The sequence below is a fragment of the Paenibacillus glycinis genome (genome assembly GCF_009909185.1).
GTDB classification, from domain to species: domain Bacteria; phylum Bacillota; class Bacilli; order Paenibacillales; family Paenibacillaceae; genus Paenibacillus_Z; species Paenibacillus_Z glycinis.
This window is the reverse complement of the sequence record NZ_JAAAMV010000001.1, coordinates 199,883-223,623: the sequence shown is the minus strand read 5'-3', so window position 1 is coordinate 223,623 and position 23,741 is coordinate 199,883. Positions and strand designations below refer to the sequence as shown.

21 protein-coding genes are annotated in these 23,741 nt (G+C 56.5%); all 21 read left to right on the top strand.

Annotation, left to right across the window (positions count from 1 at the left end):
• Nucleotides 1–7 precede the first annotated feature (7 nt).
• The 21 genes from rbfA to yfmH all read left to right on the top strand — a co-directional run bounded on the left by rbfA (nucleotide 8) and on the right by yfmH (nucleotide 23,730).
• Nucleotides 8–370 carry a 30S ribosome-binding factor RbfA gene (gene rbfA, locus GT019_RS00915; RefSeq protein ID WP_161740264.1) on the top strand — a complete coding sequence of 121 codons (363 nt, stop codon included), beginning with the start codon at nucleotides 8–10 and terminating at the stop codon, nucleotides 368–370.
• Nucleotides 367–1,377, top strand: coding sequence for a DHH family phosphoesterase (locus GT019_RS00910; protein WP_161740262.1), 1,011 nt, complete (start codon nucleotides 367–369; stop codon nucleotides 1,375–1,377). The genes rbfA and GT019_RS00910 overlap by 4 nt, the downstream gene beginning before the upstream one ends.
• Entirely contained in the window at nucleotides 1,374–2,291 is a 918-nt protein-coding gene (gene truB, locus GT019_RS00905; RefSeq protein WP_328803888.1) for a tRNA pseudouridine(55) synthase TruB, read from the top strand. Before GT019_RS00910 ends, truB begins: the two co-directional genes overlap by 4 nt.
• Nucleotides 2,292–2,318: 27 nt before the next feature.
• Nucleotides 2,319–3,275: a bifunctional riboflavin kinase/FAD synthetase gene (locus GT019_RS00900; RefSeq protein WP_161740260.1), complete on the top strand. Its 957-nt coding sequence runs from the start codon at nucleotides 2,319–2,321 to the stop codon at nucleotides 3,273–3,275.
• A 165-nt stretch (nucleotides 3,276–3,440) separates the two neighbouring features.
• On the top strand, nucleotides 3,441–3,710 hold the full coding sequence (gene rpsO, locus GT019_RS00895; protein ID WP_161696834.1) for a 30S ribosomal protein S15: 270 nt from the start codon (nucleotides 3,441–3,443) through the stop codon (nucleotides 3,708–3,710).
• A 260-nt stretch (nucleotides 3,711–3,970) separates the two neighbouring features.
• Complete coding sequence (gene pnp, locus GT019_RS00890; protein ID WP_161740258.1) at nucleotides 3,971–6,076, top strand: polyribonucleotide nucleotidyltransferase; 2,106 nt, start codon at nucleotides 3,971–3,973, stop codon at nucleotides 6,074–6,076.
• A gap of 123 nt (nucleotides 6,077–6,199) precedes the next feature.
• The gene (locus GT019_RS00885) at nucleotides 6,200–7,198 is read left to right on the top strand and encodes a polysaccharide deacetylase family protein (protein WP_161740256.1); all 999 of its coding nucleotides are present in this window, start codon (nucleotides 6,200–6,202) and stop codon (nucleotides 7,196–7,198) included.
• 54 nt (nucleotides 7,199–7,252) lie between these two features.
• Complete coding sequence (locus tag GT019_RS00880) at nucleotides 7,253–8,518, top strand: M16 family metallopeptidase (protein WP_161740254.1); 1,266 nt, start codon at nucleotides 7,253–7,255, stop codon at nucleotides 8,516–8,518.
• Nucleotides 8,499–8,942, top strand: a complete 444-nt coding sequence (dut, locus tag GT019_RS00875) for a dUTP diphosphatase (protein ID WP_161740252.1) — start codon at nucleotides 8,499–8,501, stop codon at nucleotides 8,940–8,942. The genes GT019_RS00880 and dut overlap by 20 nt, the downstream gene beginning before the upstream one ends.
• Before the next feature lie 256 nt (nucleotides 8,943–9,198).
• Nucleotides 9,199–10,098, top strand: coding sequence for a dipicolinate synthase subunit DpsA (dpsA, locus tag GT019_RS00870; protein WP_161741455.1), 900 nt, complete (start codon nucleotides 9,199–9,201; stop codon nucleotides 10,096–10,098).
• Entirely contained in the window at nucleotides 10,095–10,682 is a 588-nt protein-coding gene (locus tag GT019_RS00865; protein WP_161740250.1) for a dipicolinate synthase subunit B, read from the top strand. The genes dpsA and GT019_RS00865 overlap by 4 nt, the downstream gene beginning before the upstream one ends.
• A 75-nt stretch (nucleotides 10,683–10,757) precedes the next feature.
• Nucleotides 10,758–11,798: an aspartate-semialdehyde dehydrogenase gene (locus tag GT019_RS00860; RefSeq protein WP_161740248.1), complete on the top strand. Its 1,041-nt coding sequence runs from the start codon at nucleotides 10,758–10,760 to the stop codon at nucleotides 11,796–11,798.
• A 72-nt stretch (nucleotides 11,799–11,870) separates the two neighbouring features.
• Complete coding sequence (dapG, locus tag GT019_RS00855; RefSeq protein ID WP_161740246.1) at nucleotides 11,871–13,100, top strand: aspartate kinase; 1,230 nt, start codon at nucleotides 11,871–11,873, stop codon at nucleotides 13,098–13,100.
• 143 nt (nucleotides 13,101–13,243) lie between these two features.
• Nucleotides 13,244–14,107 (top strand): 4-hydroxy-tetrahydrodipicolinate synthase, encoded by an 864-nt coding sequence (gene dapA, locus GT019_RS00850; protein ID WP_161740244.1) that lies wholly within the window; start codon nucleotides 13,244–13,246, stop codon nucleotides 14,105–14,107.
• Nucleotides 14,108–14,559: 452 nt separating this feature from the next.
• Complete coding sequence (locus GT019_RS00845) at nucleotides 14,560–16,239, top strand: ribonuclease J (protein ID WP_161740242.1); 1,680 nt, start codon at nucleotides 14,560–14,562, stop codon at nucleotides 16,237–16,239.
• Between the two features lie 212 nt (nucleotides 16,240–16,451).
• Complete coding sequence (locus GT019_RS00840; protein WP_161740240.1) at nucleotides 16,452–17,213, top strand: ClpP family protease; 762 nt, start codon at nucleotides 16,452–16,454, stop codon at nucleotides 17,211–17,213.
• The gene (locus GT019_RS00835; protein WP_161740237.1) at nucleotides 17,210–17,434 is read left to right on the top strand and encodes a YlzJ-like family protein; all 225 of its coding nucleotides are present in this window, start codon (nucleotides 17,210–17,212) and stop codon (nucleotides 17,432–17,434) included. Before GT019_RS00840 ends, GT019_RS00835 begins: the two co-directional genes overlap by 4 nt.
• A 76-nt stretch (nucleotides 17,435–17,510) precedes the next feature.
• On the top strand, nucleotides 17,511–20,138 hold the full coding sequence (locus GT019_RS00830; protein ID WP_161740235.1) for a DNA translocase FtsK: 2,628 nt from the start codon (nucleotides 17,511–17,513) through the stop codon (nucleotides 20,136–20,138).
• Between the two features lie 96 nt (nucleotides 20,139–20,234).
• On the top strand, nucleotides 20,235–21,029 hold the full coding sequence (sleB, locus tag GT019_RS00825; protein ID WP_161740233.1) for a spore cortex-lytic enzyme: 795 nt from the start codon (nucleotides 20,235–20,237) through the stop codon (nucleotides 21,027–21,029).
• A 129-nt stretch (nucleotides 21,030–21,158) separates the two neighbouring features.
• Entirely contained in the window at nucleotides 21,159–22,439 is a 1,281-nt protein-coding gene (gene yfmF, locus GT019_RS00820) for an EF-P 5-aminopentanol modification-associated protein YfmF (RefSeq protein ID WP_161740231.1), read from the top strand.
• Between the two features lie 4 nt (nucleotides 22,440–22,443).
• On the top strand, nucleotides 22,444–23,730 hold the full coding sequence (yfmH, locus tag GT019_RS00815) for an EF-P 5-aminopentanol modification-associated protein YfmH (RefSeq protein ID WP_161740229.1): 1,287 nt from the start codon (nucleotides 22,444–22,446) through the stop codon (nucleotides 23,728–23,730).
• Nucleotides 23,731–23,741: the final 11 nt, after the last annotated feature.

The following is a 23,741-nucleotide window of genomic DNA, read 5'->3' as shown; positions in this document are numbered from 1 at the left end:
TTGACCGATGGCCAAAGTCCGCGTAGGACGCGTAGGCGAACAAATCAAGAAAGAGCTCAGCACGATCATCCAGACCGAGCTTAAAGATCCGCGCATCGGATTCATTACGGTGACGGGCGTGGAAGTCACGAACGACCTGTCGCAGGCGCGCGTCTACCTGAGCGTGCTGGGCAGCGACGAGCAGAAGGAAGAGACGCTCAAGGCGCTGGCGCGCGGAACCGGATTTATCCGTTCGGAACTGGGCAAACGCATTCGATTCCGCCATACGCCGGAGCTGCTGTTCAAGTTCGACAGTAGCATCGAGTACGGCAGCCGAATCGAATCGCTGCTGACGAACATCAATTCCGGCGGCGGGAGAGACGAGCAATGACCGCGTCGAACGCGGCGGCGTTTTCAGCCGCTTATCAAGCTCAGCTGCGGGACGCATTGGATTTTATCCGGGACGGCAGCAGATTTCTTGTCGTCTCGCATGTTCAGCCTGACGGAGACGCCATCAGCTCGACGCTCGTCGTCGGCTGGCTGCTCCGGCAGCTGGGCAAACAGCCGGTGTTGATCAACGAAGGAGCCGTCCCGGTACGGCTCCATTTCCTGGAAGCGTCAGCGTCGGTCATCCACTACGGCAAACAACCGCCGGACGAGAAGTTCGACCGTGTCATTGCAGTCGATTGCGCGGATTTCCGCCGAATCGGCACCGTCAAGGACTGCTTCGCGGAACAGGCGCAGCTGCTGAATATCGACCATCATCCAACGAACGATGCCTTCGGCGCCCATAATTTGATTCGGGTCGACGCCGCGGCAACGGTTGAAATTTTATATGATCTTATCGAGTTTGCAGGCATTCCGATCGACAAAGAGGCGGCGACGGCGATCTACACCGGTTTGTTGACGGATACCGGCGGATTCCGTTATTCCAATACGAGCCCGCGCGTCATGCAGATCGCCTCGCGCATGCTCGCCGAGGACGTTACGGGGCATTGGATCGCCAACCATCTGCTGGAGTGCATGACCAAGCCGCAATTGCTGCTGCTGCAGCGGGCGCTTAGCAGATTGACGTTTTCGGAGGACACCCGCATTGCTTGGCTGTACGTGGCCTTTGACGATATGGCGGAGACCGGTGCGGTCGGCGACGATTTGGAAGGTCTCGTCAACTACGCGCTCAACGTCGAAGGCGTGGAAGTCGGGATCCTGTTCAAAGAAACGGAGAACGGCGAAGTGAAAGTGAGCATGCGTTCGTCGGGGAGAGCCGACGTGGCGGCGATCGCGCAATCCTTTGGCGGCGGCGGCCATGTCCGCGCAGCGGGCTGTCGGCTGCAGCAGGATATTCAAGCCTCGATCGCATCCGTCGTGCAAGCCGTAAGAGAGGCGCTGAGCGCATGATGGATGGCATATTGGCGGTTTGGAAGCCGGCTGGCTGGACCTCTCATGACGTCGTCGCGAAAGTCAGGGGAATCTTAAAGGTCAAACGCATCGGTCATACCGGAACGCTGGATCCGCAGGTGACCGGCGTTCTGCCGCTCTGCATCGGAAGGGCTACCCGCGTCGTGGAGTACGTGCAGGAACGGCCTAAAGCCTACGAAGCCGTCATGCAGTTCGGACTGGCGACGGATACGGAGGATTTGACCGGCACGATCATCAAGGAGTTGCCCGAAGTCGTTATCGATGAACAGCAAATTCGCGAGGTATTGGCATCCTTTATCGGCGAGATCGATCAGGTACCTCCGATGTATTCGGCAGTCCGGGTAGACGGCAAACGATTGTACGAGCTTGCGCGGGAAGGCCAGGTCATCGAAAGGCAGTCCCGCAAAGTGACCATATACGAGCTGGACTTGTTAGAGGTTCAGTTGGATCAGCCGCATCCCGTCATCCGTTTCTCCGTCGTCTGCTCGAAAGGAACGTACATCCGAACGCTGTGCGTCGATATCGGCGAGGCGCTCAGCGTGCCGTCCGTGATGGTCCGGCTGACGAGGACGATGTCGGGCGGATTTACGCAGGAAGATTGCCTGACGCTGGAAGAAATCGCGGCGCTAAAAGACACGATTGCGGACAGGCTGACCGCTTCCGATGAAGCGCTGGATCATTTCCCGCGCGTTACGGTCAGCGCGGCCGACGTGCAGCGTGCATTCCAAGGCAAGCGGATTTCGCTTCAAGGCATACTGGACCAGGAGCCTTTCGATGTAGGCTCGCTGCTGCGCGTGTATGGCGAAGATAGATTGTTTGCAGGTATCTTTCAGCCGGATGAGGAATCCGGAACGCTTAAGGCCGTCAAGGTGTTTACGCCCACGGCAGACTAGCAAGTTGATAAAGCAGGTGTGACGGCAGTGGAAATTATTTCTTTACAGTACCCGATCGCGGAATCGGAAGCCGCCCGGGCTGCTTTGCCAAAGACGCTGGCCATCGGGCATTTCGACGGCGTTCATCGCGGCCATCAAAATGTCATCGCGAAGGCCATCTCGTCGGCTCGGGCGTTCGGTCTCCAAGGGGCTGTGATGACGTTTCATCCGCATCCCAAGCAAGTTCTCGGCCGGAGCGAGCAGTACGTCGCCTGTTTGACGCCGCTGGACGAGAAGGTCGAGCGGTTTCGCAGGCTCGGGGTCGATGTCGTGTATATCGTTCAATTTGATTTGGATTTTGCCAAGGTATCGCCATTCGACTTTGTCGGCAACATGCTGCGGCCGCTGCAGGTGAAACGGGCCGTCGTCGGCTTCGACTTCACGTTCGGCGCCAAAGGCGCCGGCAAGCCGGAAACGTTATGGGCGCTTGGCGAACCGGATATCGAGGTGGATATTGTGGAACCATTCATGCAAGACGGCGATAAAGTAAGCAGCTCGCGCATTCGCGAGGCGCTGATGAACGGACGTCCCGAAGAAGCGGCTGAACTGCTTGGCGAGCCTTATGCCGTACGCGGCGTTGTCGTGCAGGGCGAAGGCAGGGGCAGGAAGATCGGTTACCCGACGGCGAACATTCAGCAGGAAGACGGCTTCTTAATTCCGCGTCAGGGCGTATACGCGATCATGGCGGAGACGGATGGGCAGCGTTATTCGGGCGTCTTGAACATCGGCGTCAAACCGACCTTTCACGATAACCTGACCGAGCCGGTCATGGAAGCGCATCTGTTCGATTTCGGCGGCGATCTGTACGGCAAGACCGTCTCCGTGCAATTCATTGCTTTTTTGAGGACGGAGAAGAAATTCGGATCCATCGATGAACTCATCGCTCAAATCCATTCCGATGCCGATCAAGCGAAGGCGTTGTTGACGGCTTACGACAAGAAATAGGAACCGCATTTACTTCTTGCTTTCAGTTATGGTATACTCTAAGACGTTGCGTAGTCACAGACTGACATCGGTATGCGCAGCAATTGAACCTTAGCTTGGCCTGTCCGTCATTCACCGGGCGCTGGCGAGGCTAACGGCGATTATGAAACAAGGAGGTGAACACGGATGGCACTTACGCAAGAACGCAAACACCAATTGATCGACGAGCACAAAACCCACGCGAACGATACGGGATCCCCGGAAGTTCAAATCGCTATCCTGACGCAAAACATCGTCAATTTGACAGATCATCTTCGGACGCACAAGAAAGATCACCACTCGCGCCGCGGTCTGCTCAAAATGGTCGGTCAACGCCGTAAGCTGTTGGCTTACCTGAAGAACAAAGACGTACGACGTTACAGCGCATTGATCGAAAAACTCGGCCTTCGCCGATAATAGATGCGGGGATAAAAGCAACCTGGTTGTTACGCCGCCCGGGAATGACGGGCGGCTGCGCTGGGTTGCTTTTTATAAATATCGCATCGCGTGCATACATACATCGACTTGATGAGCTCCCCGCGGAGCTTGAATCTCTAAATGAAAACAGAACCGGCTTGACTTCTTCGGCCGGGCTTTCATATAAGGACACATAAAAAGTAGACTATTATCGATGGGACGCTCCTGACGGGCGGTCCATTGCTATGAGGAGGAAATATATGCTGCATCGCGTAGAAACAACATTGGGCGGCCGCCCGCTGATCCTTGAAACGGGACGCCTGGCGAAGCAAGCGAACGCCGCGGTGACGGTCAAATACGGCGAAACGGTAATTCTGTGCACCGTCGTTTCGTCCGCCGAGCCGAAGAATCTCGACTTTTTCCCGCTTACGGTCAATTATGAAGAGCGTTTATACGCAGTAGGCAAGATTCCGGGCGGCTTCATCAAACGCGAGGGCCGGCCGAGCGAGAAGGCGATTCTGGCGAGCCGGCTGACGGACCGTCCGATTCGCCCGTTGTTCCCTGAGGGCTTCCGCAACGAAGTTCAAATCGCGAACATCGTCATGAGCGTGGATCAGGATTGCACCCCCGAAATCGCGGCTATGATCGGAACGTCGGCTGCGCTTACGATTTCGGACCTTCCGTTCAACGGACCGATCGGCGGCGTTATCGTGGGTCGTATCGACGGTCAGTTCATCATCAACCCGACGGTGGAACAGGAATCGAAGAGCGATGTCTATGTCGTCGTCGCGGGAACGAAAGACGCCATCATGATGGTGGAAGCGGAAGCGAACGAAGTGCCGGAAGAAGTGATCCTTGAAGCGATCATGTTCGGTCACGACGAGATCCGCCGTATCGTAGCTTCGCTGGAAGAGCTGCAAGCCCTTGCCGGCAAAGCGAAAATGGAAGTCAAACTGCATGCGGCCGACAGCGGCGTGGACGAAGCTGTCCGCGCGTTTGCCAAAGCGCGTTTGGTCGAAGCGGTTCGAGTCACGGAGAAGCATGCCCGCCAAGAAGCGATCGATGCGGTGAACGCCGATACCATCGCGCATTTCGAAGTGGAGTATGCCGAGACGCCGGAATTGCTTGGCGACGTGAAAGAAGTCCTATACGATATCGTGAAGGAAGAAGTACGACGCTTGATCACGCATGACAAAGTTCGTCCGGATGGACGGGCTCTGAGCGAGATTCGGCCGATCGAATGCGACGTCGCGCTTCTGCCGCGCACGCACGGCTCCGGCTTGTTCACGCGCGGTCAGACGCAAGCGCTCAGCATTTGCACGCTCGGCGCGCTCGGGGACGTTCAAATTCTGGACGGCATCGACCTGACGGAAACGAAACGATTCATGCATCACTATAACTTCCCGCCGTTCAGCGTCGGCGAAGCCAGACCGCTTCGTCCTCCGGGCCGCCGCGAAATCGGCCACGGCGCACTGGGCGAGCGCGCCCTGTCGAAGGTTATTCCGAGCGAAACGGAATTCCCGTACACGATCCGTCTGGTGTCCGAGGTGTTGGAATCGAACGGGTCCACCAGCCAAGCCAGCATCTGCGCGAGCACGCTTGCGATGATGGATGCCGGCGTGCCGATCAAAGCGCCTGTCGCGGGCATCGCGATGGGTCTGATCAAGGATGGCGACCATTTCTCCATTCTGTCGGATATCCAAGGCATGGAAGATCATCTCGGCGACATGGACTTTAAAGTAGCCGGAACGGCGGCTGGCGTAACGGCCATTCAAATGGATATCAAAATCGACGGCATCGACCGCGCGATTCTGGCGCAGTCCCTCGAGCAAGCGCGCGAAGGCCGCATGCACATTCTCGGCAAGATGAACGAAGTCATGCAGGCGCCGCGCACAAGCTTGTCGCAATACGCGCCGAAGATCGTGATCATGCATATCAATCCGGACAAAATCCGCGACGTTATCGGTTCCGGCGGCAAAATCATCAATAAAATCATTGATGAAACCGGCGTAAAGATCGATATCGAGCAGGACGGCACGGTGTTCATCGCGTCCTCCAACGCGGAGGCGAACGAGCGCGCGAAACAAATCATCGAAGGCATCGTTCGCGAAGTCGTGGTCGGCGAGGTTTACTTGGGAACGGTTAAGCGCATCGAGAAATTCGGCTGCTTCGTCGAGATTTTGCCGAACAAAGACGGTCTCGTGCATATCTCGCAAGTGTCTACGGAGCGTATCGCGAAGGTCGAGGACGTCCTGAAGATCGGCGATCAAATCACGGTCAAGGTCACGGAAATCGACGCGCAAGGTCGCATCAATTTGTCCCGCAAAGCGGTGCTGGCGCCTGAAGTGCCCGCACAACAATCTTAATCGCGTACGGAACCGCAAGGAGGCAGGCGAACCTGTCTCCTTTTTTTGTTGCCGCGTCCGCTTCTTCTTCTCATATTGTGGGCCGAGCCATAATAAGATGAAGGAGAAGGGTGGGACAACGCGATGAAGCTGAAGAAAGGGATCATCATGCTTTTGACCATGTGCGCTTTGCTGATCGCGGTAAGGCTGAACGCGCCGATGTCGGCTTACGTGTCCGCGGTCAAGCAAGGGGATATGGCCGTATACGCCTCGGCGATGCCGGAGCCCTCGGCACAAGGCAAAGCATCCCTGCGCGAGATGATTCAATCCGAAGCCGAGAAGAGACGCGTTGCTCCGGTGGATGCTCGGGTGGACCGCGTATGGAAAGCCATTCCGGGCTATAACGGCCTTGAAGTCGACGTGGACAAAACCTATAGGCTGATGGTGCATGCGCCGGAGAACGAACCGATCCGCTTGGTGTACCGGGAAGTGGAACCGAAAGTGACGTTGGAAGATCTCGGCCGCGTCCCGATTTACAAAGGGAATCCGAACAAACCGATGGTCGCGCTGATGATCAACGTCGCATGGGGCAATGAGTATATTCCCTCCATGCTCCGGACGCTGAACAAAGAGAACGTCAAGGCGACCTTTTTCTTCGACGGTTCCTGGTTGAAGAAATATCCCGACATCGCCAAGCAAATCCAAGCGGATGGGCACGAAATATCGAACCACGCGTACACGCACCCTAACATGAGCCAGCTGGACCGCAATGCGGCGTACAATCAGATCGCGAAGACGGAAGCGCTGCTGCAATCGACGCTCCAAGTAAAGAATCATTGGTTTGCGCCGCCGTCGGGCGACTTCAATCAGATGACGGTCGATGTCGCCGCCGAGCAGGGATTGAAGACCGTGCTGTGGACGCTCGATACGGTAGATTGGACGCATCCGCCCGCGTATTCGATTATTCAGAAGGTCCGCACGCGCGTGGAGCCCGGTTCGCTCATTCTTATGCATCCGACGGATTCATCCAGCCAAGCGCTGCAGGGAATGATCTCGGCCATCAAGGCCAAAGGGTTGATGCTCGGCACGGTCAGCGACACGCTTTCCGCCAAACGGGTATCGTTAGTTGAGACGGCACCATAATTTTGTTATAGTGAAGTCATTAATTTCATGCTGTTGCCGTAGGAGGCGTAAGGATTGAACAACTATAAGCTTAGCAACGGCCTGAGAGTCGTTGTGGAATACATTCCGACCTGCCGTTCCGTGTCCTTCGGGATATGGGTGAAAACCGGATCTCGCAACGAGACGCCGGAGAACAACGGCATTTCCCATTTTATCGAACATATGCTGTTCAAAGGCACAGAGCGGCATAACGCCAAAGACATCGCCGATCTGTTCGACGGCCTCGGCGGCAACGTCAATGCCTTTACGGCCAAGGAGTATACCTGCTATTTCGCCAAAGTGCTGGACCAGCATCTGCCGATCGCGGTGGACGCGCTTGCCGACATGTTCTTTAATTCCAAGATGGATGCAACGGAATTAAGCAAGGAGAAGAACGTCATCCTGGAAGAAATCTCGATGTACGAGGACACGCCGGACGACAAGGTACATGACGAGGCATCCCGCGCGGCCTATGGCGATCATCCGCTGGCATACTCCATTCTTGGCTTGGAAGAACGGTTGAACGCCATGGACGGCGATGTCCTGCGCGGATATATGAACAGCCATTACCGTATCGACAATACGGTCGTTTCCGTTGCCGGCAACGTCGAGGAAGCGGCGCTGCTCGAGCTGTTGGAGAAGCATTTCGGCGCATTCAAGACGACGGGTTCCGAGCTCGAAGTGACGACGCCGGTCTTTAGCGGCAATTATTTGTTCCATAAGAAGAAAACGGAGCAAAATCATATTTGCATCTCGTTTCCGGGCTGTTCGATCGCCGATCCGCTGCAGTACGCGATGATTCTGCTGAACAATGCAATCGGCGGGGGCATGAGCTCCAGGCTGTTCCAGGAAATCCGGGAGAAGCGCGGACTCGCCTACTCCGTCTACTCGTATCATACGTCGTACGCGGACAGCGGTCTGTTCACCGTCTACGCGGGCACGGCGCCGAAGCAGACGAAGGAAGTGCTTGACCTGACGCTCGAACAAATGCACGATTTGGCGACGAAAGGCTTGACGGACGCCGAACTGCAGCGCGGCAAGGAACAGTTGAAAGGCAGCCTGATCCTAAGTCTCGAGAGCACGAGCAGCCGTATGAACCGGCTCGGCAAGAACGAGCTGATGCTCGGCCGCCACTTTACGCTCGATCAAATGCTGGAACGCATCGACGCGGTGCAAATGGGCGATATTCGGGAAGTAACGAAACGGATCTTGTCCGTGCCATTCTCGGTTGCGATGGTCGGAAGCAACGACAAGGCGGCTGCCGCCATCGGGAGGGACTCGCTTGTTTCAAGTATTGTTTAAGCGCCTGCCTGGGAACGAAGACATTCAGTTACCGCGCAAGATGTCCGAATTGGCTGCCGGATTCGACCTGCATGCCGCCGTTAACGAACCCGAAACGCTGCATCCCGGAGAGCGCAAGCTGATTCCTACCGGCTTCGCGATGGCCATGCCCGCCGAGCTCGAAGCGCAGATCCGTCCGCGCAGCGGCCTAGCGTTCAAGCACGGCATCACCTGCTTGAATTCGCCGGGTACCATCGACGCGGATTATCGCGGCGAAGTGAAGGTGCTGCTCGTCAATCTCGGTCAGCAGCCGTTCACCATCGAACGCGGCGAACGCATCGCGCAGATGCTGTTCCAGCTGGTGCCCGAGGTTGCGATCTCCGAGACGGAGGAATTGCCCGATACGGTGCGCGGAGCCGGCGGATTCGGACATACCGGCGTTTAGCGGATATCCATCCATTGAATAAGCGCAAATCCATAAAAGCATCGGAGCCCAAGCTCCGATGCTTTTCTTTTTTGCTTAAAAGAGCGTATCGTTCTCACCTCGCTCTGGGCGGGTGCATAAGATGGTCTATAACCAAGAGCGCACACTGTCAACCGTGCAGCCTTTACGCGGGCTGACGGTTTCAGTTTGTACTGCCGACCGAACCGCTGGCAAGAAGCAGCGCGGATCGGTTGCTGTTGAAAGGAGTGATGCCTTTATGCTGACAGGAGTTCAGGTCGTGCTGCTCGGCGGCGACGCGCGGGGACTGGAGGTCATCCGAAAGCTGACCGAGCTCGATGCAACGGTGACGGTCGCGGGATTCGATCAACTGCATTCGTCGCTCGACGGCGCGGTTCGGGCGGAGTTGGGCGATGCGCTGTTCGCGAATGCGGATGCGCTCGTGCTGCCCGCGGTGGGAACGGATGACGACGGCAAAATCGTAGCCGTGTTCAGCGACCAGGAGTTGGTCCTGACCGATGAGTACGTCGCAAAGCTGCCAAAACACTGCAAAGTCTACGCGGGCATGGCCAAACCTTACCTTCGCAATCTTTGCGCAAAGCATGACATAACGCTGGTCGAACTGTTCGACCGCGACGACGTGGCGATTTACAATTCGATCCCGACCGCGGAAGGCGCCGTCATGATGGCGATCCAGAACACGGATATCACGATTCACGGTTCCTCCTGCATGGTGCTCGGCATCGGGCGGACGGGGATGACGTTGGCGCGGACGCTGCAGGGACTCGGCGCGAAAGTGAAGGTCGGCGTGCGCCGGGAAGAGCATTTCGCGCGGGCGTACGAGATGGGCTTCGAGCCTTTCTACATCAAGGATTTGCAGCAATACGCAGGCAGCATCGACTTGCTTTTTAATACAATTCCGACTATGATAGTCACAGCGCAAATTATAGCAAATTTGCCCTCTAGAGCGGTCATTATCGACCTTGCTTCCAAGCCCGGCGGAACGGATTTTCGCTTTGCCGAGAAGCGCGGAATCAAGGCTTTGCTCGCCCCTGGCCTCCCGGGAATCGTCGCACCCAAAACAGCTGGACGCATCATAGCGGATTGTTTAAGTCGATTGATTTTGGAAGATACCAGGTTACGGGGGAATGAGCAATGAAATGGCAAGGAAAAACGGTGGGCTATGCGCTCTCCGGGTCTCATTGTACGTTCGCGGAGGTTATGCCGGTCATTCAGCGGTTCGTGGACGAAGGCGCGAACGTCGTTCCGATCGTCACGCAGACGCTCATCACGACGGATACCCGCTTCGGCACGGCAGCGGAATGGCAGCGCCAGCTGAAAGGCATTACCGGCAATGAAATCATCTCGACGATTGTCGACGCCGAGCCGCTTGGCCCGTCTAAACTGCTCGACGTGCTCGTGATCGCGCCTTGCACGGGCAATACGACGAGCAAGCTGGCGAATGCGATGACCGACAGTCCGGTCCTGATGGCGGCCAAAGCGCAGATGCGCAATCAGCGTCCGCTCGTATTGGCCATCTCGACCAATGACGGACTTGGTTTGAACGCGGCGAACATAGCAAAACTATTAGTTTGCAAAAACGTATATTTCGTACCGTTCGGACAGGATAACCCGATCCAGAAACCGAATTCCTTGGTTGCCAAAATGGAACTGGTTCCGGAAGCATGCGAAGCCGCCTTGAACGGTCAACAGCTTCAGCCGCTGCTGATCGAACGCGCGTGATCTAGCCGATCGACGACGTATGCACACGGAGCAATCCTTGACATAAGTTCTTTCTTGAAGGGGAGACGACAACCAATGTCGCAGCAGAAATTGTTTAACGTCGCCGTAGTCGGGGCGACAGGCGCAGTCGGAGAACAAATTATCGGGTTGCTCGAGAAGCGCGATTTCCCGATCGCCGAACTTAAATTGCTGTCATCCGCCCGTTCCGCGGGCACGAAGCTTACGTTTAAAGGCAAGGAATATACGGTCGAAGAAGCGACTCCGGATAGCTTTACGGGCGTTGAAATCGCTTTGTTCAGCGCGGGCGGCGACGTGTCGAAAGCACTTGCCCCCCACGCTGTGGAACATGGCGCCGTTTGCATCGACAACACGAACGCGTATCGCATGGATCCGGATACGCCGCTTGTCGTGCCCGAAGTCAACCTCGATAAAGTGAACGAACATAAGGGCATCATCGCCAATCCGAACTGCTCCACCATTCAATTGGTCGCGGCGCTGAAGCCGCTGCAGGATCGGTACGGCATTTCCCGCATTATCGTCTCCACGTACCAAGCCGTGTCCGGCGCCGGCAGCCGGGCGATCGACGAGCTGCTTCGCCAAACGCGCGAGGTACTGGACGGCAACGAACCGAATCCCGATATTTTGCCGGTAGGTTCGCTGCCGGTGAAGCATCAAATCGCCTTCAATGCGATTCCGCAAATCGATAAGTTCCAAGAGAACGGGTATACGCTGGAAGAGATGAAGATGGTGCGCGAGACGAAAAAAATCATGGACGACGAATCCATCGACGTCACGGCCACCTGCGTGCGGATTCCTGTCGTATACGGTCACTCGGAATCGGTTTATGTAGAACTCAAAAACGATTATGAACTGGAAGACGTCAAGAATCTGCTTGCTGACGCTCCTGGCGTCGTACTGGTCGATGACCCTGCAGGTCAACGTTACCCGCTTGCCACGGATGCAGCCGGGAAGCCTGAAGTGTTCGTTGGCCGTCTTCGCCGTGATTTGGGTCATGCACGCGGCCTCAACTTATGGATCGTATCTGACAACCTGCTTAAAGGCGCAGCATGGAATGCAGTTCAAATCGCGGAATTCATCGCAATCGAGAAAGAATAAATATTCGTGGCAGAGTGGTTGTCAGACGGGACGATCCGACGGGCTTCACAGTCGGATAACGGAGGTTTGACCATGCGCATCCTCGTGCAGAAGTTCGGCGGTACTTCATTGTCTTCGCCTGAAGCGAGGGCATTCGTGATTCAGCATATCCAAAGAGAACGGCAACGACAGTACGGGATTGTCGTTGTCGTCTCTGCAATGGGACGAAAAGGCGATCCGTACGCAACGGACACGCTGCTCACCCTGATTGCCCAGCACGGCGATTCCTTGCCGGCCAAGGAGCGCGATATGCTTCAGGGCTGCGGCGAAATTATCTCCGCGTCGGTATTGTGCAGCTTGCTGCGCGCAGCCGGCGTGCCGGCCATTGCGTTGACCGGCGGCGGCGCGGGCATCATAACGGACAATCAGTTCGGCAAGGCGCGGATTTTGCAAATCCGCACGGATCGGATCCATCAGGCGCTGCAATCGGATCACGTCGTTGTCGTGACCGGCTTTCAAGGCGTGACCGAATCCGGGGATTTCACGACCCTCGGCAGAGGCGGAAGCGACACGTCCGCGACGGCGCTCGGCGCCGCGCTTCGCGCCGAGCGCGTGGATATTTATACGGACGTTAACGGAATCCTTACCGCGGATCCCCGCATCGTAAAGGATGCGCGGGCGCTGTCTGTCATCAGCTATTCGGAAGTGGGCAATATGGCCAGGCAAGGCGCGAAGGTCATTCACCCGAGAGCCGTCGAGATCGCGCAGCAGGCGCGTATCCCGCTTCGCGTCCGCTCGACGTTCTCGGAGGACGAAGGCACGCTGGTCACGGACACGATCGAAGCGCTGCAATCCGGGCCTGTCCGCGACCGTCATGTGACCGGGGTTACGCATGTTAGCGGCGTTACGCAAATTACGGTCCATGCGCAAGACGGCCACACCGACGTGCAGCTGCAGGTATTCCAGGCCATGGCCAGGCATCATATCAGCGTGGATTTCATCAATGTCAATCCGGGCGGGGCGGTGTATACCGTCTTCGACCATGACGCGAAAAAAGCGGTATCCGTATTGCGGGATATCGGTTATGCGCCGCGCGCGGTGAGCGGTTGCGCCAAAGTCTCGGTCATCGGCGGCGGCATGAACGGCGTACCCGGCATCATGGCGCGCATCGTGGAAGCTTTGACAGAAAAAGGGATTCCCATTCTGCAATCCGCGGATTCCAACACGTCGATCTGGGTGCTGGTACAGGAGAACGACATGGCTGACGCGCTGCAGGCGCTCCATGCAAAATTCGCGCTGCATGACATTAAAGAGTTGAAGTAAGCTCGAAATAAGCTTACAATGGCGAATAGAATCATTTTTTCTTAGATTACGCCGACGCTGCGAATTTTTGCATTCGCAAAAATTGGAGATTATGCTTACGATGCGAATTTTTGCATTCGCAAAAATTCTGAGGAGGAATAGTTTTGGATTTCGGACGCTTGGTGACTGCGATGGTGACTCCGTTCTCGGCGGACGGTTCGATCGACTGGGATACGACGGGGCGGTTAATGGACTATTTAATTGAAGATCAACTGAGCGACAGCATCGTCGTCTGCGGTACCACGGGAGAATCGCCGACGGTCAACGACGAAGAGAAGCAGGCGCTGTTCTCGTTTGCCGTCAAGCATGCCGGCGGACGCTGCAAAATCATTGCGGGAACCGGCAGCAACGATACCGCGCACTCCGTCCATCTGACGAAAATCGCGGAGCAATGCGGCGTGGACGCGGTTCTGCTGGTCGCGCCTTATTATAATAAACCAACGCAAGAAGGCCTTTATCAGCATTTTAAAGCCATTGCCGAATCCACGACATTGCCGGTCATGCTGTATAACGTGCCGGGCCGCACGATTATCAGCTTGTCGGCGGCGACGACGCTCCGTTTGGCGCAATTGCCGAACGTGGTCGCCACCAAAGAATGCGCGGGCTTGGACCAATTGACGGAGATCGTCATGGGCGCGCCCGAACAATTCCGCGTCTACAGCGGAGACGACAGCGCGGGACTGCCGGCTTTATCCGTCGGAGCGCATGGCATTGTCAGCGTAGCGAGCCATGTTATCGGGAAGCCGATGAAAGCGATGATTCAAGCTTATTTGGACGGCGATGTTGCCCGGGCCGCCAGGCTGCACGGCGAGAATCTTCCGATTTACAAAGGGCTGTTCGATCTTCCGAATCCGGTCCTCGTAAAAGCAGCCTTGGCGCTTCGCGGACTTTCGGTCGGCGGCGTGCGTTTGCCGCTGGTAGCGGCGACCGAGGACGAAGTAGCCGTCCTTCGCCGCGTATTGAACTGAGGTTCGTTGGTTTCGCGGTCCTATGACGATATTCACGATAAACCGGTGCGCTTGCATCGGTTTTTTGTGTTACCGATTTCGATCGAGATGCTCATGAATCGGGCGCGATTGACGCGGTTTTCGTTGTCCGCGGTCGAAAGCGTTCCCACTCGAACCGACTCCATAAAAGGAACAACGCAAGATTACTTGTTTTTCTTATTTTCAATCATGTATAATGAGAGCAAGTGACGGTGTGCGGCAAAATTTTGAAAAAGTGTAACGCCGAGTGGCGGCGTTCAACAGCACTAGTTATTGATTGCATGCAGCGGCGTTTCCGAGGGAGGGAACGGCTGCCATGTAATTTGAGTACGGACAATAAATAGGATAGATGAGACAGAGTGTCTTCTTTCGCTGTTTTCACTGCGAACGGGGTACATCTTGTTTCGTACTACGATTAGGAGGTATGGATTCACTTGTCTAAGAAGAACATCCAGGATAAGCTGCTTATTTTCGCGCTAGGCGGCGTAGGTGAAATCGGTAAGAACATGTATGTCGTTCAATATGCTAATGATATCGTCGTGGTAGATGCGGGGCTTAAATTCCCCGAAGAAGATATGCTCGGTATCGATATTGTCATCCCCGACATTACGTATTTGACGGAGAACCGCGATAAAGTAAGGGGTATTCTCATTACCCATGGTCACGAGGATCACATCGGCGGATTGCCGTACGTGCTGAAACACCTCAATGTGCCGATCTACAGCACCAAATTGACGCTCGGCCTGATCGAAGGCAAGCTCAAAGAAGCAGGTTTGCTCGGCGAAACGAAACGCATCTTGATCAATGCCGACAGCGAAGTACAGCTCGGCTCCATTAAAGCTTCGTTCTTCAAAACGAACCACAGCATTCCGGATTCGGTCGGCGTATGCTTGGACACGCCGGAAGGTACCGTCGTGCATACGGGCGACTTCAAATTCGACCATACGCCGGTAAACAATCAATACGCGGATCTGCAGCGAATCGCCGATATCGGCCGCCGCGGCGTGCTGGCTCTGTTGTCGGACAGCACGAACGCGGAGCGCGCGGGCTTCACGCCGTCCGAGAGCATGATCGGCTCGGAGCTGGAAGATATTTTCCGCAAAGCGACGCAGCGCGTCGTTGTCGCAACTTTTGCATCCAACGTGCACCGTATTCAGCAAGTCGTCAACGCGGCGATCGCAACCAAGCGCAAAATCGCGGTTGTCGGACGCAGCATGGTCAACGTCGTGACGATTGCTTCCGAATTGGGGTACTTGAACATACCCGAAGGCACGATCATCGAGCCCGAGGAAATCAATAAGATGGCCGCCGACCGCGTAGCGGTATTGTCCACGGGCAGCCAAGGCGAGCCGATGTCGGCATTGACGCGGATGGCGCGTTCCACGCATCGCAAGGTCGACATCATGCCTGGCGATACCGTCATCATCGCGGCGACGCCGATTCCGGGCAACGAGCGTTATGTCGGTCGCACGGTGGACGAGTTGTTCCGTTTGGGCGCCAACGTCATTTACGGACCGGGTTCCGTATCCGGCGTGCACGTTTCCGGTCACGGCAGCCAAGAAGAGCTGAAGCTTATGCTCAACTTGATTCGTCCGAAGTACTTCATTCCGATCCACGGCGAATACCGGATGCTTCGTCAGCACGCCTTGCTCGGCGAGGCGGTAGGAATCGAACGCGAAAATATTTTCATCGTCGATAACGGCGATACGGTCGAATTCCAAAACGGCTCTGGCCGCAAGGGCAGCAAAGTACCGGCCGGCAACGTGTTGATCGACGGTCTTGGCGTCGGCGACGTCGGCAACATCGTGCTTCGCGACCGCAAGCTGCTGTCGCAGGACGGGATTCTCGTCGTCGTGGTCACGCTCAGCAAGCAGGACGGCACGATTTTGTCCGGACCGGACATTATCTCCCGCGGCTTCGTCTACGTCCGCGAATCCGAAGGACTGCTCGAAGAAGCGAATCGTATCGTAACCTCGACGCTGCACAAGCTGATGAACGACAAAGTCAACGAATGGGCATCGCTCAAAACGAACGTGAAGGATGCGCTCGGCCGTTTCTTGTACGAGCAGACGCGCCGTCGTCCGATGATTTTGCCGATCATCATGGAAGTGTAATTCATAGATTGCTTGCAAAACGGTCTTTGGCGAAGCGGGAGCTTCTGCCGAAGGCCGTTTTTCGTCGTGAAATTTACATAAGCCTAATCGATACCTTTAATCTGCGCACTCTTGGCTTTATTTCCAAGCGCTTGCATAAATCCGTAAGCAGATTCCATACTATGCAGAGCCAGCCAAAGCAAAGCTAGCAAGCATACGGAGGAGGACAAGCAATGTGGGAGGAAACAGCTTTTACATCCGAACAGCCGGAGCCGCCGGCAGGAGAGCGTAAACCGGCGATCGTCAACCCGATCGTCGAGACGATTCAGCAGTTGGGGCAAACGACGACGCCGGCCGCGGAATCCAACGTTTTTTGCATGACGATCATCGGACAGGTGGAAGGCCATATCGTCTTGCCGCCGCAAAATAAAACGACGAAGTACGAGCACCTCATTCCGCAGCTCGTCGCAGCTGAGCAAAATTCCAAAATCGAAGGCATCATGATCGTCCTCAATACGGTGGGGGGGGACGTGGAGGCGGGACTTGCCATCGCGGAAATGATCTCGTCCTTGACGAAACCGACGGTGACGCTCGTGCTCGGCGGCGGGCATTCCATCGGCGTGCCGATCGCGGTTGCCGGAAACACGTCCTTTATTGCCGAAACGGCCACGATGACGATACATCCGATTCGCCTGAACGGGCTCGTTATCGGCGTGCCTCAGACGTTCGAGTATTTGGAGAAGATGCAGGAGCGCGTCGTGCGCTTCGTGACCTCGCACTCCAACGTAACCGAGGACGTATTCAAGGAGCTCATGTTCAAAACAGGCGAGCTGACGCGAGATATCGGGACGACGGTCATCGGTACCGACGCGGTCAAGCATGGCTTGATCGACAAGGTGGGCGGCATCGGCCAAGCGCTCCGGGAATTAAATCAGTTGATCGAAGCGAGACGGCAATCGGCAGGCGTTCCGGCGGCGGGAGGGCTGACGCAATGACGATCTATTCGATCATGCCGATGGAGCTCGTCTTCGAAGGCATCCACCAGGAACGCGGGCCATACGTATCCGTTCAAGTCGGCGACGTAAGGCTGCAGCTCGAAGCCGTTTCGCCGGGAATCGGCCGGATCGTCAGGCTGTTGGACGGTCCGCTCGATGCCTATTTGAGACCTGAATTAACGCCCGGCACGATGGTCGCGTATGGCCCCACGACGCCGTAAACAAGCTCCGCTGCTGGATAATAGTAGCACATCGCGCTTTGCTCCTATGGTATAATGGCTACCAGAGGTGACGATTTTGGCTAAGAAAAAGAGGAAGAGAAAACACTCAGTCGGGACGAGCCTTAAGTACGAAGTATACGGTATATTGCTCATAACCGTTTCCGTCATCGCGTTATCCGGAGAAGCGACCGTCGGCCGCGCATTATCGAAGTTATTCGGACTTGTTCTAGGCAAGTTCTATTTTGTTTTGGCATTGGTCGGCATCTATGTCGGCTTGGCCGTCATGATCAAACGGGCATGGCCTTCGGGCTGGTCCAGCCGCAAGACGGGCGTGCTGCTGCTCGTGCTTGCCTGCACGCTATGGAGCTCGATTGCCGTCATGGATCAGAAAACGGAGCCGACCGGCGGACTGGATGCCTCGTATATACTGTCGCAGCTGGGAAGCGACATCCGGGGAGCGCTCTTTGATTCTCCAGCCGATCCGTCGGCGGACGGCGTAGTCCATTCGGCGAGCGGCGGCTATGCGGGCGCGATTCAGTACACCTTGCTCTACTGGCTGTTCGGCTACTTCGGCGCGAAGTTCATCATGATCGTCATGTTCGCGATCTCGATCATGCTGATGACGGGCAAGTCCTACGTGGACTTGCTGCGCGCGGGCCGCGTCCGGGGCGGGCGGCTATGGTCGCTGCTTCGTATGAAGTTTGCCTCGAGACGCCAACCGCTGCCGGCTGCCGCTTCCAAAGGAGCGGGCAAGGCCGTGACCTTGGACGACTTGGACGATGATGACGACGACGAAGGTTATGCGGCGGCAATGAAATCGCGCGCCCAGAAAAAACGTTCTCCGATCTTCTCGTGGTTTAACGACGTATCCAAGCCGGAGCATTCGGAACACGGGGAGAACGAATGGCAGCTTGAAGACGGCCATGATACCGAATCCTACGGAAGCAAACCGGGTCATCCCGCTGCTTGGCAGGACGAGGAGGACGAGGACGGCGATCAGGAAGCATGGCGGGATCCCGTTCTTGAAGACGGCGGTAACGCCGGCGTGCTGCCTTCGCAAGAGCAGCTGCGGAATTCGCCGGCGCAGATTGACCGTCAAGTTGAGGAGGAAGCGCACGAAGCGCCGTTTGATCCGGCGGAGAGCTTCGATGAGGCGGATGAGATGGACGAGTTCGAAGAACCGTCGCCCGCGCAGCCGCTTCGCAGTCCGGCGATCGCTTCCCCGGACGAAGAAGAAGGGTTGGACGCGCCGGGCAGCATCATTAAACCGCCGACGGAAAAACCGTATCTTCTGCCGTCCTTGGCGCTTCTGCAGAAGCCGAGCGGAGGCGGGAAATCGGGGGATACGGCGGACTCGATAGAATCGCGCCGCAAGCTGGAAGCAACGCTGGAGAGTTTCGGCGTCCGCGCGAAAGTGCTCGACGTCGTTCGCGGGCCCGCGGTAACGCGTTATGAAGTGCAGCCGGCGACGGGCGTGAAGGTCAGCCGGATCGTCGGCTTGACCGATGATATCGCGCTTGCCCTTGCGGCGAAGGATATTCGGATGGAAGCGCCGATACCGGGCAAGTCGGCCATCGGCATCGAAGTGCCGAATACGGAAGTGTCCGTCGTGACGATGCGCGAGGTTATGGAGACGCCGTCGTTCATGAACGCGACTTCCAGGATGTCCATCGCGTTCGGCCGGGATATCTCCGGTCAACCGATCGTCGGCAACTTGGCCAAAATGCCGCATTTGCTCGTCGCGGGGGCCACGGGCTCGGGTAAATCGGTCTGCATCAACGGGATTATTACGAGCATTTTGTACAAAGCGCGACCCGATGAGGTAAAGCTGCTCATGATCGATCCCAAAATGGTCGAGCTCAACATGTACAACGGCATTCCCCATCTGCTTGCGCCGGTCGTGACAGATCCGCGGCGCGCTTCGCTCGCGCTCAAGAAAATCGTCGTCGAGATGGAAAAACGCTACGAGTTGTTCTCCAAGTCCGGCACGCGGAATATTGAAGGTTACAACACGTTGATGGCGGACAACCCGGCTGCCGTATTGCCGTATATCGTCGTCATCGTCGACGAGCTTGCCGATCTCATGATGGTCGCGGCCAACGACGTGGAGGATGCGATCTGCCGACTGGCCCAGATGGCCCGCGCGTCTGGCATCCACCTGATCATCGCGACGCAGCGCCCGTCCGTCGACGTCATTACGGGCGTCATCAAAGCGAATATCCCTTCCCGGATCGCGTTCGGCGTATCTTCGCAGGTCGATTCGCGCACGATTCTCGATATGGCCGGCGCGGAGAAGCTGCTGGGACGCGGCGATATGCTGTTCCTGCCGGTAGGCATGTCCAAGCCGATTCGCGTTCAAGGCGCCTTCCTTTCCGACCAAGAGGTCGAGGCTATCGTTGCCTACGCGCGCGGTCAAGGCGAAGCGGAGTACAAAGAAGATTTGGTCCCGGAAATCGATGATTCGGCGGCCGAGAACGAAGAGATTCTGGACGAGCTGTACGAGCAAGCCGTCCGTATCGTGCTTGAAGCGAAGCAGGCGTCGGTATCCCTGCTTCAGCGGCGCATGCGCATCGGTTATACGCGCGCGGCCAGGCTCATCGATCAGATGGAGGCGCGAAGCATCGTCGGTCCTTACGAAGGCAGCAAGCCGCGCGAGGTTCTGCTGTCGGCCGACCAATACGATGCCGGGCGAATAAGTTCATGATTCGGCATCATGCATAGTTATTACCTCGATTTCTCATAATAGGAATATGCTTCGCTTGCTTGGCACACCATTTGCAAGAGAAAGGCAGATTCCAAGATGAGAAATCGTTTAATTGCGGTGACCATCGTCATCGTCCTTCTGTTGTTTGGGGCGTTCACCCTCAAAAACGCGTATTTCGGCAAGACGGCCGAGACGTTCAGCAGCGCCACCTTGAAGGTAGGCTCGTCCGGCAAAGACGTGACCGAACTGCAGGGGCGGCTGAAGTTCCTGGGCTTCTTCGACGGCAAAGTCGACGGTCAGTTCGGCACGACAACGAAAAACGCAGTCACTTGGTTCCAATGGAAATTCGGGTTGAAATCCGACGGCGTCGTAGGCGCCAAGACGAAGCTGAAACTCTGGGAAGCGACCAAAAGCTGGGCTCCGTCGGCTGCGGACACGGCCGGTTCCGGTGGTTCGGGTTCGGGAGGCGGCAGTGGCGGCGGATCGAATCAAGGCAATGCGGCATCGGACGTGGACAAATCCAACAACCTCGGTTTATCCGCGAACGATCTGAAACTGATGGCCAATGCCGTTTACGGCGAATCCCGCGGCGAGCCCTACATCGGGCAAGTGGCGGTAGCGGCGGTCATCCTGAACCGGGTGAAATCGCCGAGCTTCCCGAACACGGTATCCGGCGTTATTTTTCAGCCCGGCGCGTTCACGGCGGTAGCCGACGGCCAGATCTGGTTAACGCCGAACGAGAAGGCTTCGCAGGCGGTCCAAGACGCATTGAACGGGATGGATCCTACCGGCGGTTGCCTCTATTACTTCAATCCGGAGACGGCGACGTCCAAGTGGATTTGGACGCGGCCGCAGGTGAAGACAATCGGAAAACATATTTTCTGCATGTAGAGTCGGCTGAAGCAGCCCGCATTTGGACGCGGGTTGCTTCTTCCTTTTCCGATCGGGTAGAATGGAATAGATCCTTGGAAATTGGAATAGATTGACTTTATATTACTGGAGCGGAAGGGGACGTGAGGCGTGAGCAACTCGCCATTTCAACGAGGACAGCTGAACCGGATTCGACTGCATGTGCTGCCGACGCAGCGTTTCAAAACCTTTTCAATATCACTGTACGCGGGACTGCCGCTTCATGAATCGACCGTGACTGCTGCCGCTTTGATTCCGTTCGTGCTGCGAAGAGGGACCGCTTCCACGCCGGAGACGATCGCGTTTCGCGAGCGATTGGATGAGCTGTACGGCGCGGGTTTCGGTTTTGACGTATATAAACGCGGAGATGCGCAAATCGTGCAGTTCCGCATGGATGTCATCAACGACCGGTTCGTTTCGTCCGACCGGCCGCTATTGGCGGCTTCGCTTAAGCTGCTTGGCGAAGTGGTAACCGATCCGGTGCTGGAGAACGGCCAGTTAAGGTCCAAATACGTGGAAGCGGAGAAGGACACGCTGCGCAAACGGCTCGAAGCGATCATCAACGACAAAATCAGGTATGCGGCCGAGCGCTGCCTGGAAGTCATGTGCGAGGATGAGCCGTATCGGCTTCATCCGCTCGGAAGAATGGAAGATATCGACGGCATCACGCCGGCATCCGTCACCGGCGCTTATCGGGACTGGCTGTCGCAAGCCGCGTTCGACTTGTACGTGGTCGGGGATACGTCGCTCGATGAAGTGAAGTCCCTGGTTGCGGAGGCGTTCAAGCATAACCAAGGCGAGCCGGCCGATTACGGCCTGCCGCGCGTAAGCAAACCCGTCCAGGAAGTCCGGACCGTCGTGGAGCGCATGGACGTCACCCAAGGCAAGCTTAATTTGGGACTTCGCATCAATACGGCTTACGGCGACGACGATTACCCGGCAGCCTTGATGTATAACGGCATACTCGGCGGCTACCCGCATTCCAAGCTGTTTCTGAACGTTCGCGAGAAAGCTAGCTTGGCTTACTACGCGGCGTCCCGCCTTGACGGCCACAAGGGAATTTGCACGATTCAATCCGGCATCGAATTCGGAAATTACGATAAAGCGAAGACGATCATCCAAGAGCAGCTGGAGCAAATGCGCAGCGGTTCCTACAGCGAGCTGGAGATGAACCAGACGAAGGCGATGATCGCCAATCACCTGCGGGAGCTCCAGGACTCCGCGAACGAGATGATCGGCTTTGATTTCAATGCCGTGCTGTCGAAGCGCGAGCGCTCGGCCATGCAGCTGCTGGAACAGGTGCAAGCCGTAACGGCCGAACAAATCGCCGCGATCGCGCGCAAAACCGAGCTGGACACGATTTACTTCCTGCGCGACAGAAAGGAGGGCTGAGCTTATGGAAACGTTAGCGTACCCCGGCGTTCAAGAGACGTTGTACCGCGAAGTCATGCCGAACGGCCTGGAAGTGGTCGTCTTACCCAAAGAAGGCTTCAGCAAAACCTACGCAACCTTCTCGACCAAATACGGTTCCGTCGATAACCGTTTCGCGGTCGGCAATCAGCAGCCGATCTCGGTTCCGGACGGCATTGCCCATTTCCTGGAGCATAAGATGTTCGAAGAGCCGACCGGCGATATTTTCGCTACCTTTGCCTCGCAAGGCGCGTCTGCGAATGCCTTTACGAGTTTCGACCGGACCGTGTATTTGTTTTCGGCAACGGAGCAGATCGAGGCGAATTTGGCGACCTTGATCGATTTCGTTCAACACCCGTACTTTACGGACGAGAACGTCGAGAAGGAGAAAGGCATCATCGAGCAGGAAATCAATATGTACCGGGATAACGCCGATTGGCGCGTGTATTTCGGGCTGATCGACGCGTTGTATCACAAGCATCCGATCCATATCGATATCGCAGGCACGGTGGAATCCATTCGCCAAATCGACAAAGAGACGCTTTACCGCTGCTACGAAACGTTCTATCATCCCTCGAACATGTTCCTGTTCGTTGTCGGCGGCGTTCAGCCCGAAGCCGTGATGAAGCTGGTCCGCGACAATCAAGCGCGCAAGGCGTATGAACCGCAGGACGTCATTTCCCGTTTCTTCGAACCGGAGCCGGATACCGTCAAGGAGCCGTTCAAGCGAACGGCGCTGCCGGTTTCCATGCCGAAGTGCATGATCGGTTTCAAGGAAAGCCGCGGTTCGGCCGATCCGGTCGAGCTGCTCCGCACGGAGCTGACCACGAAGCTGATGCTGGAAGCGCTGCTGGGATCCAGCTCGCCGATCTATCATGAGCTTTACGATGACACGCTCATAACGGATTCGTTCGGACATGAATTCAACAGCAGCGAGGATTACGCCTTCTCCGTCGTCGGCGGCGAGACCCGGGATCCCGAGGAACTGCTGCGGAGACTTCGCGCGGCGATCGAAGGCGCTCAGGCGAAAGGCTTGGACAAGGAATCGTTCGAACGCACGAAACGCAAAAAAATCGGCGGTTATCTTCGCATGCTTAATTCTCCCGAGGCGATTGCGAGCGAATTTACGCGTTACCGGTTCCGCGGCGCGGATTTGTTCAAGCTGCTCCCGGTTTACGAGGACATTACGCTCGAGGAAGCAAATGCCCGCCTGCGCAGCCACTTTGATTGGAACCGGATGGCCGTATCCATCGTGGCGAAGGACGAGAAGTGAAAACCTTGAAG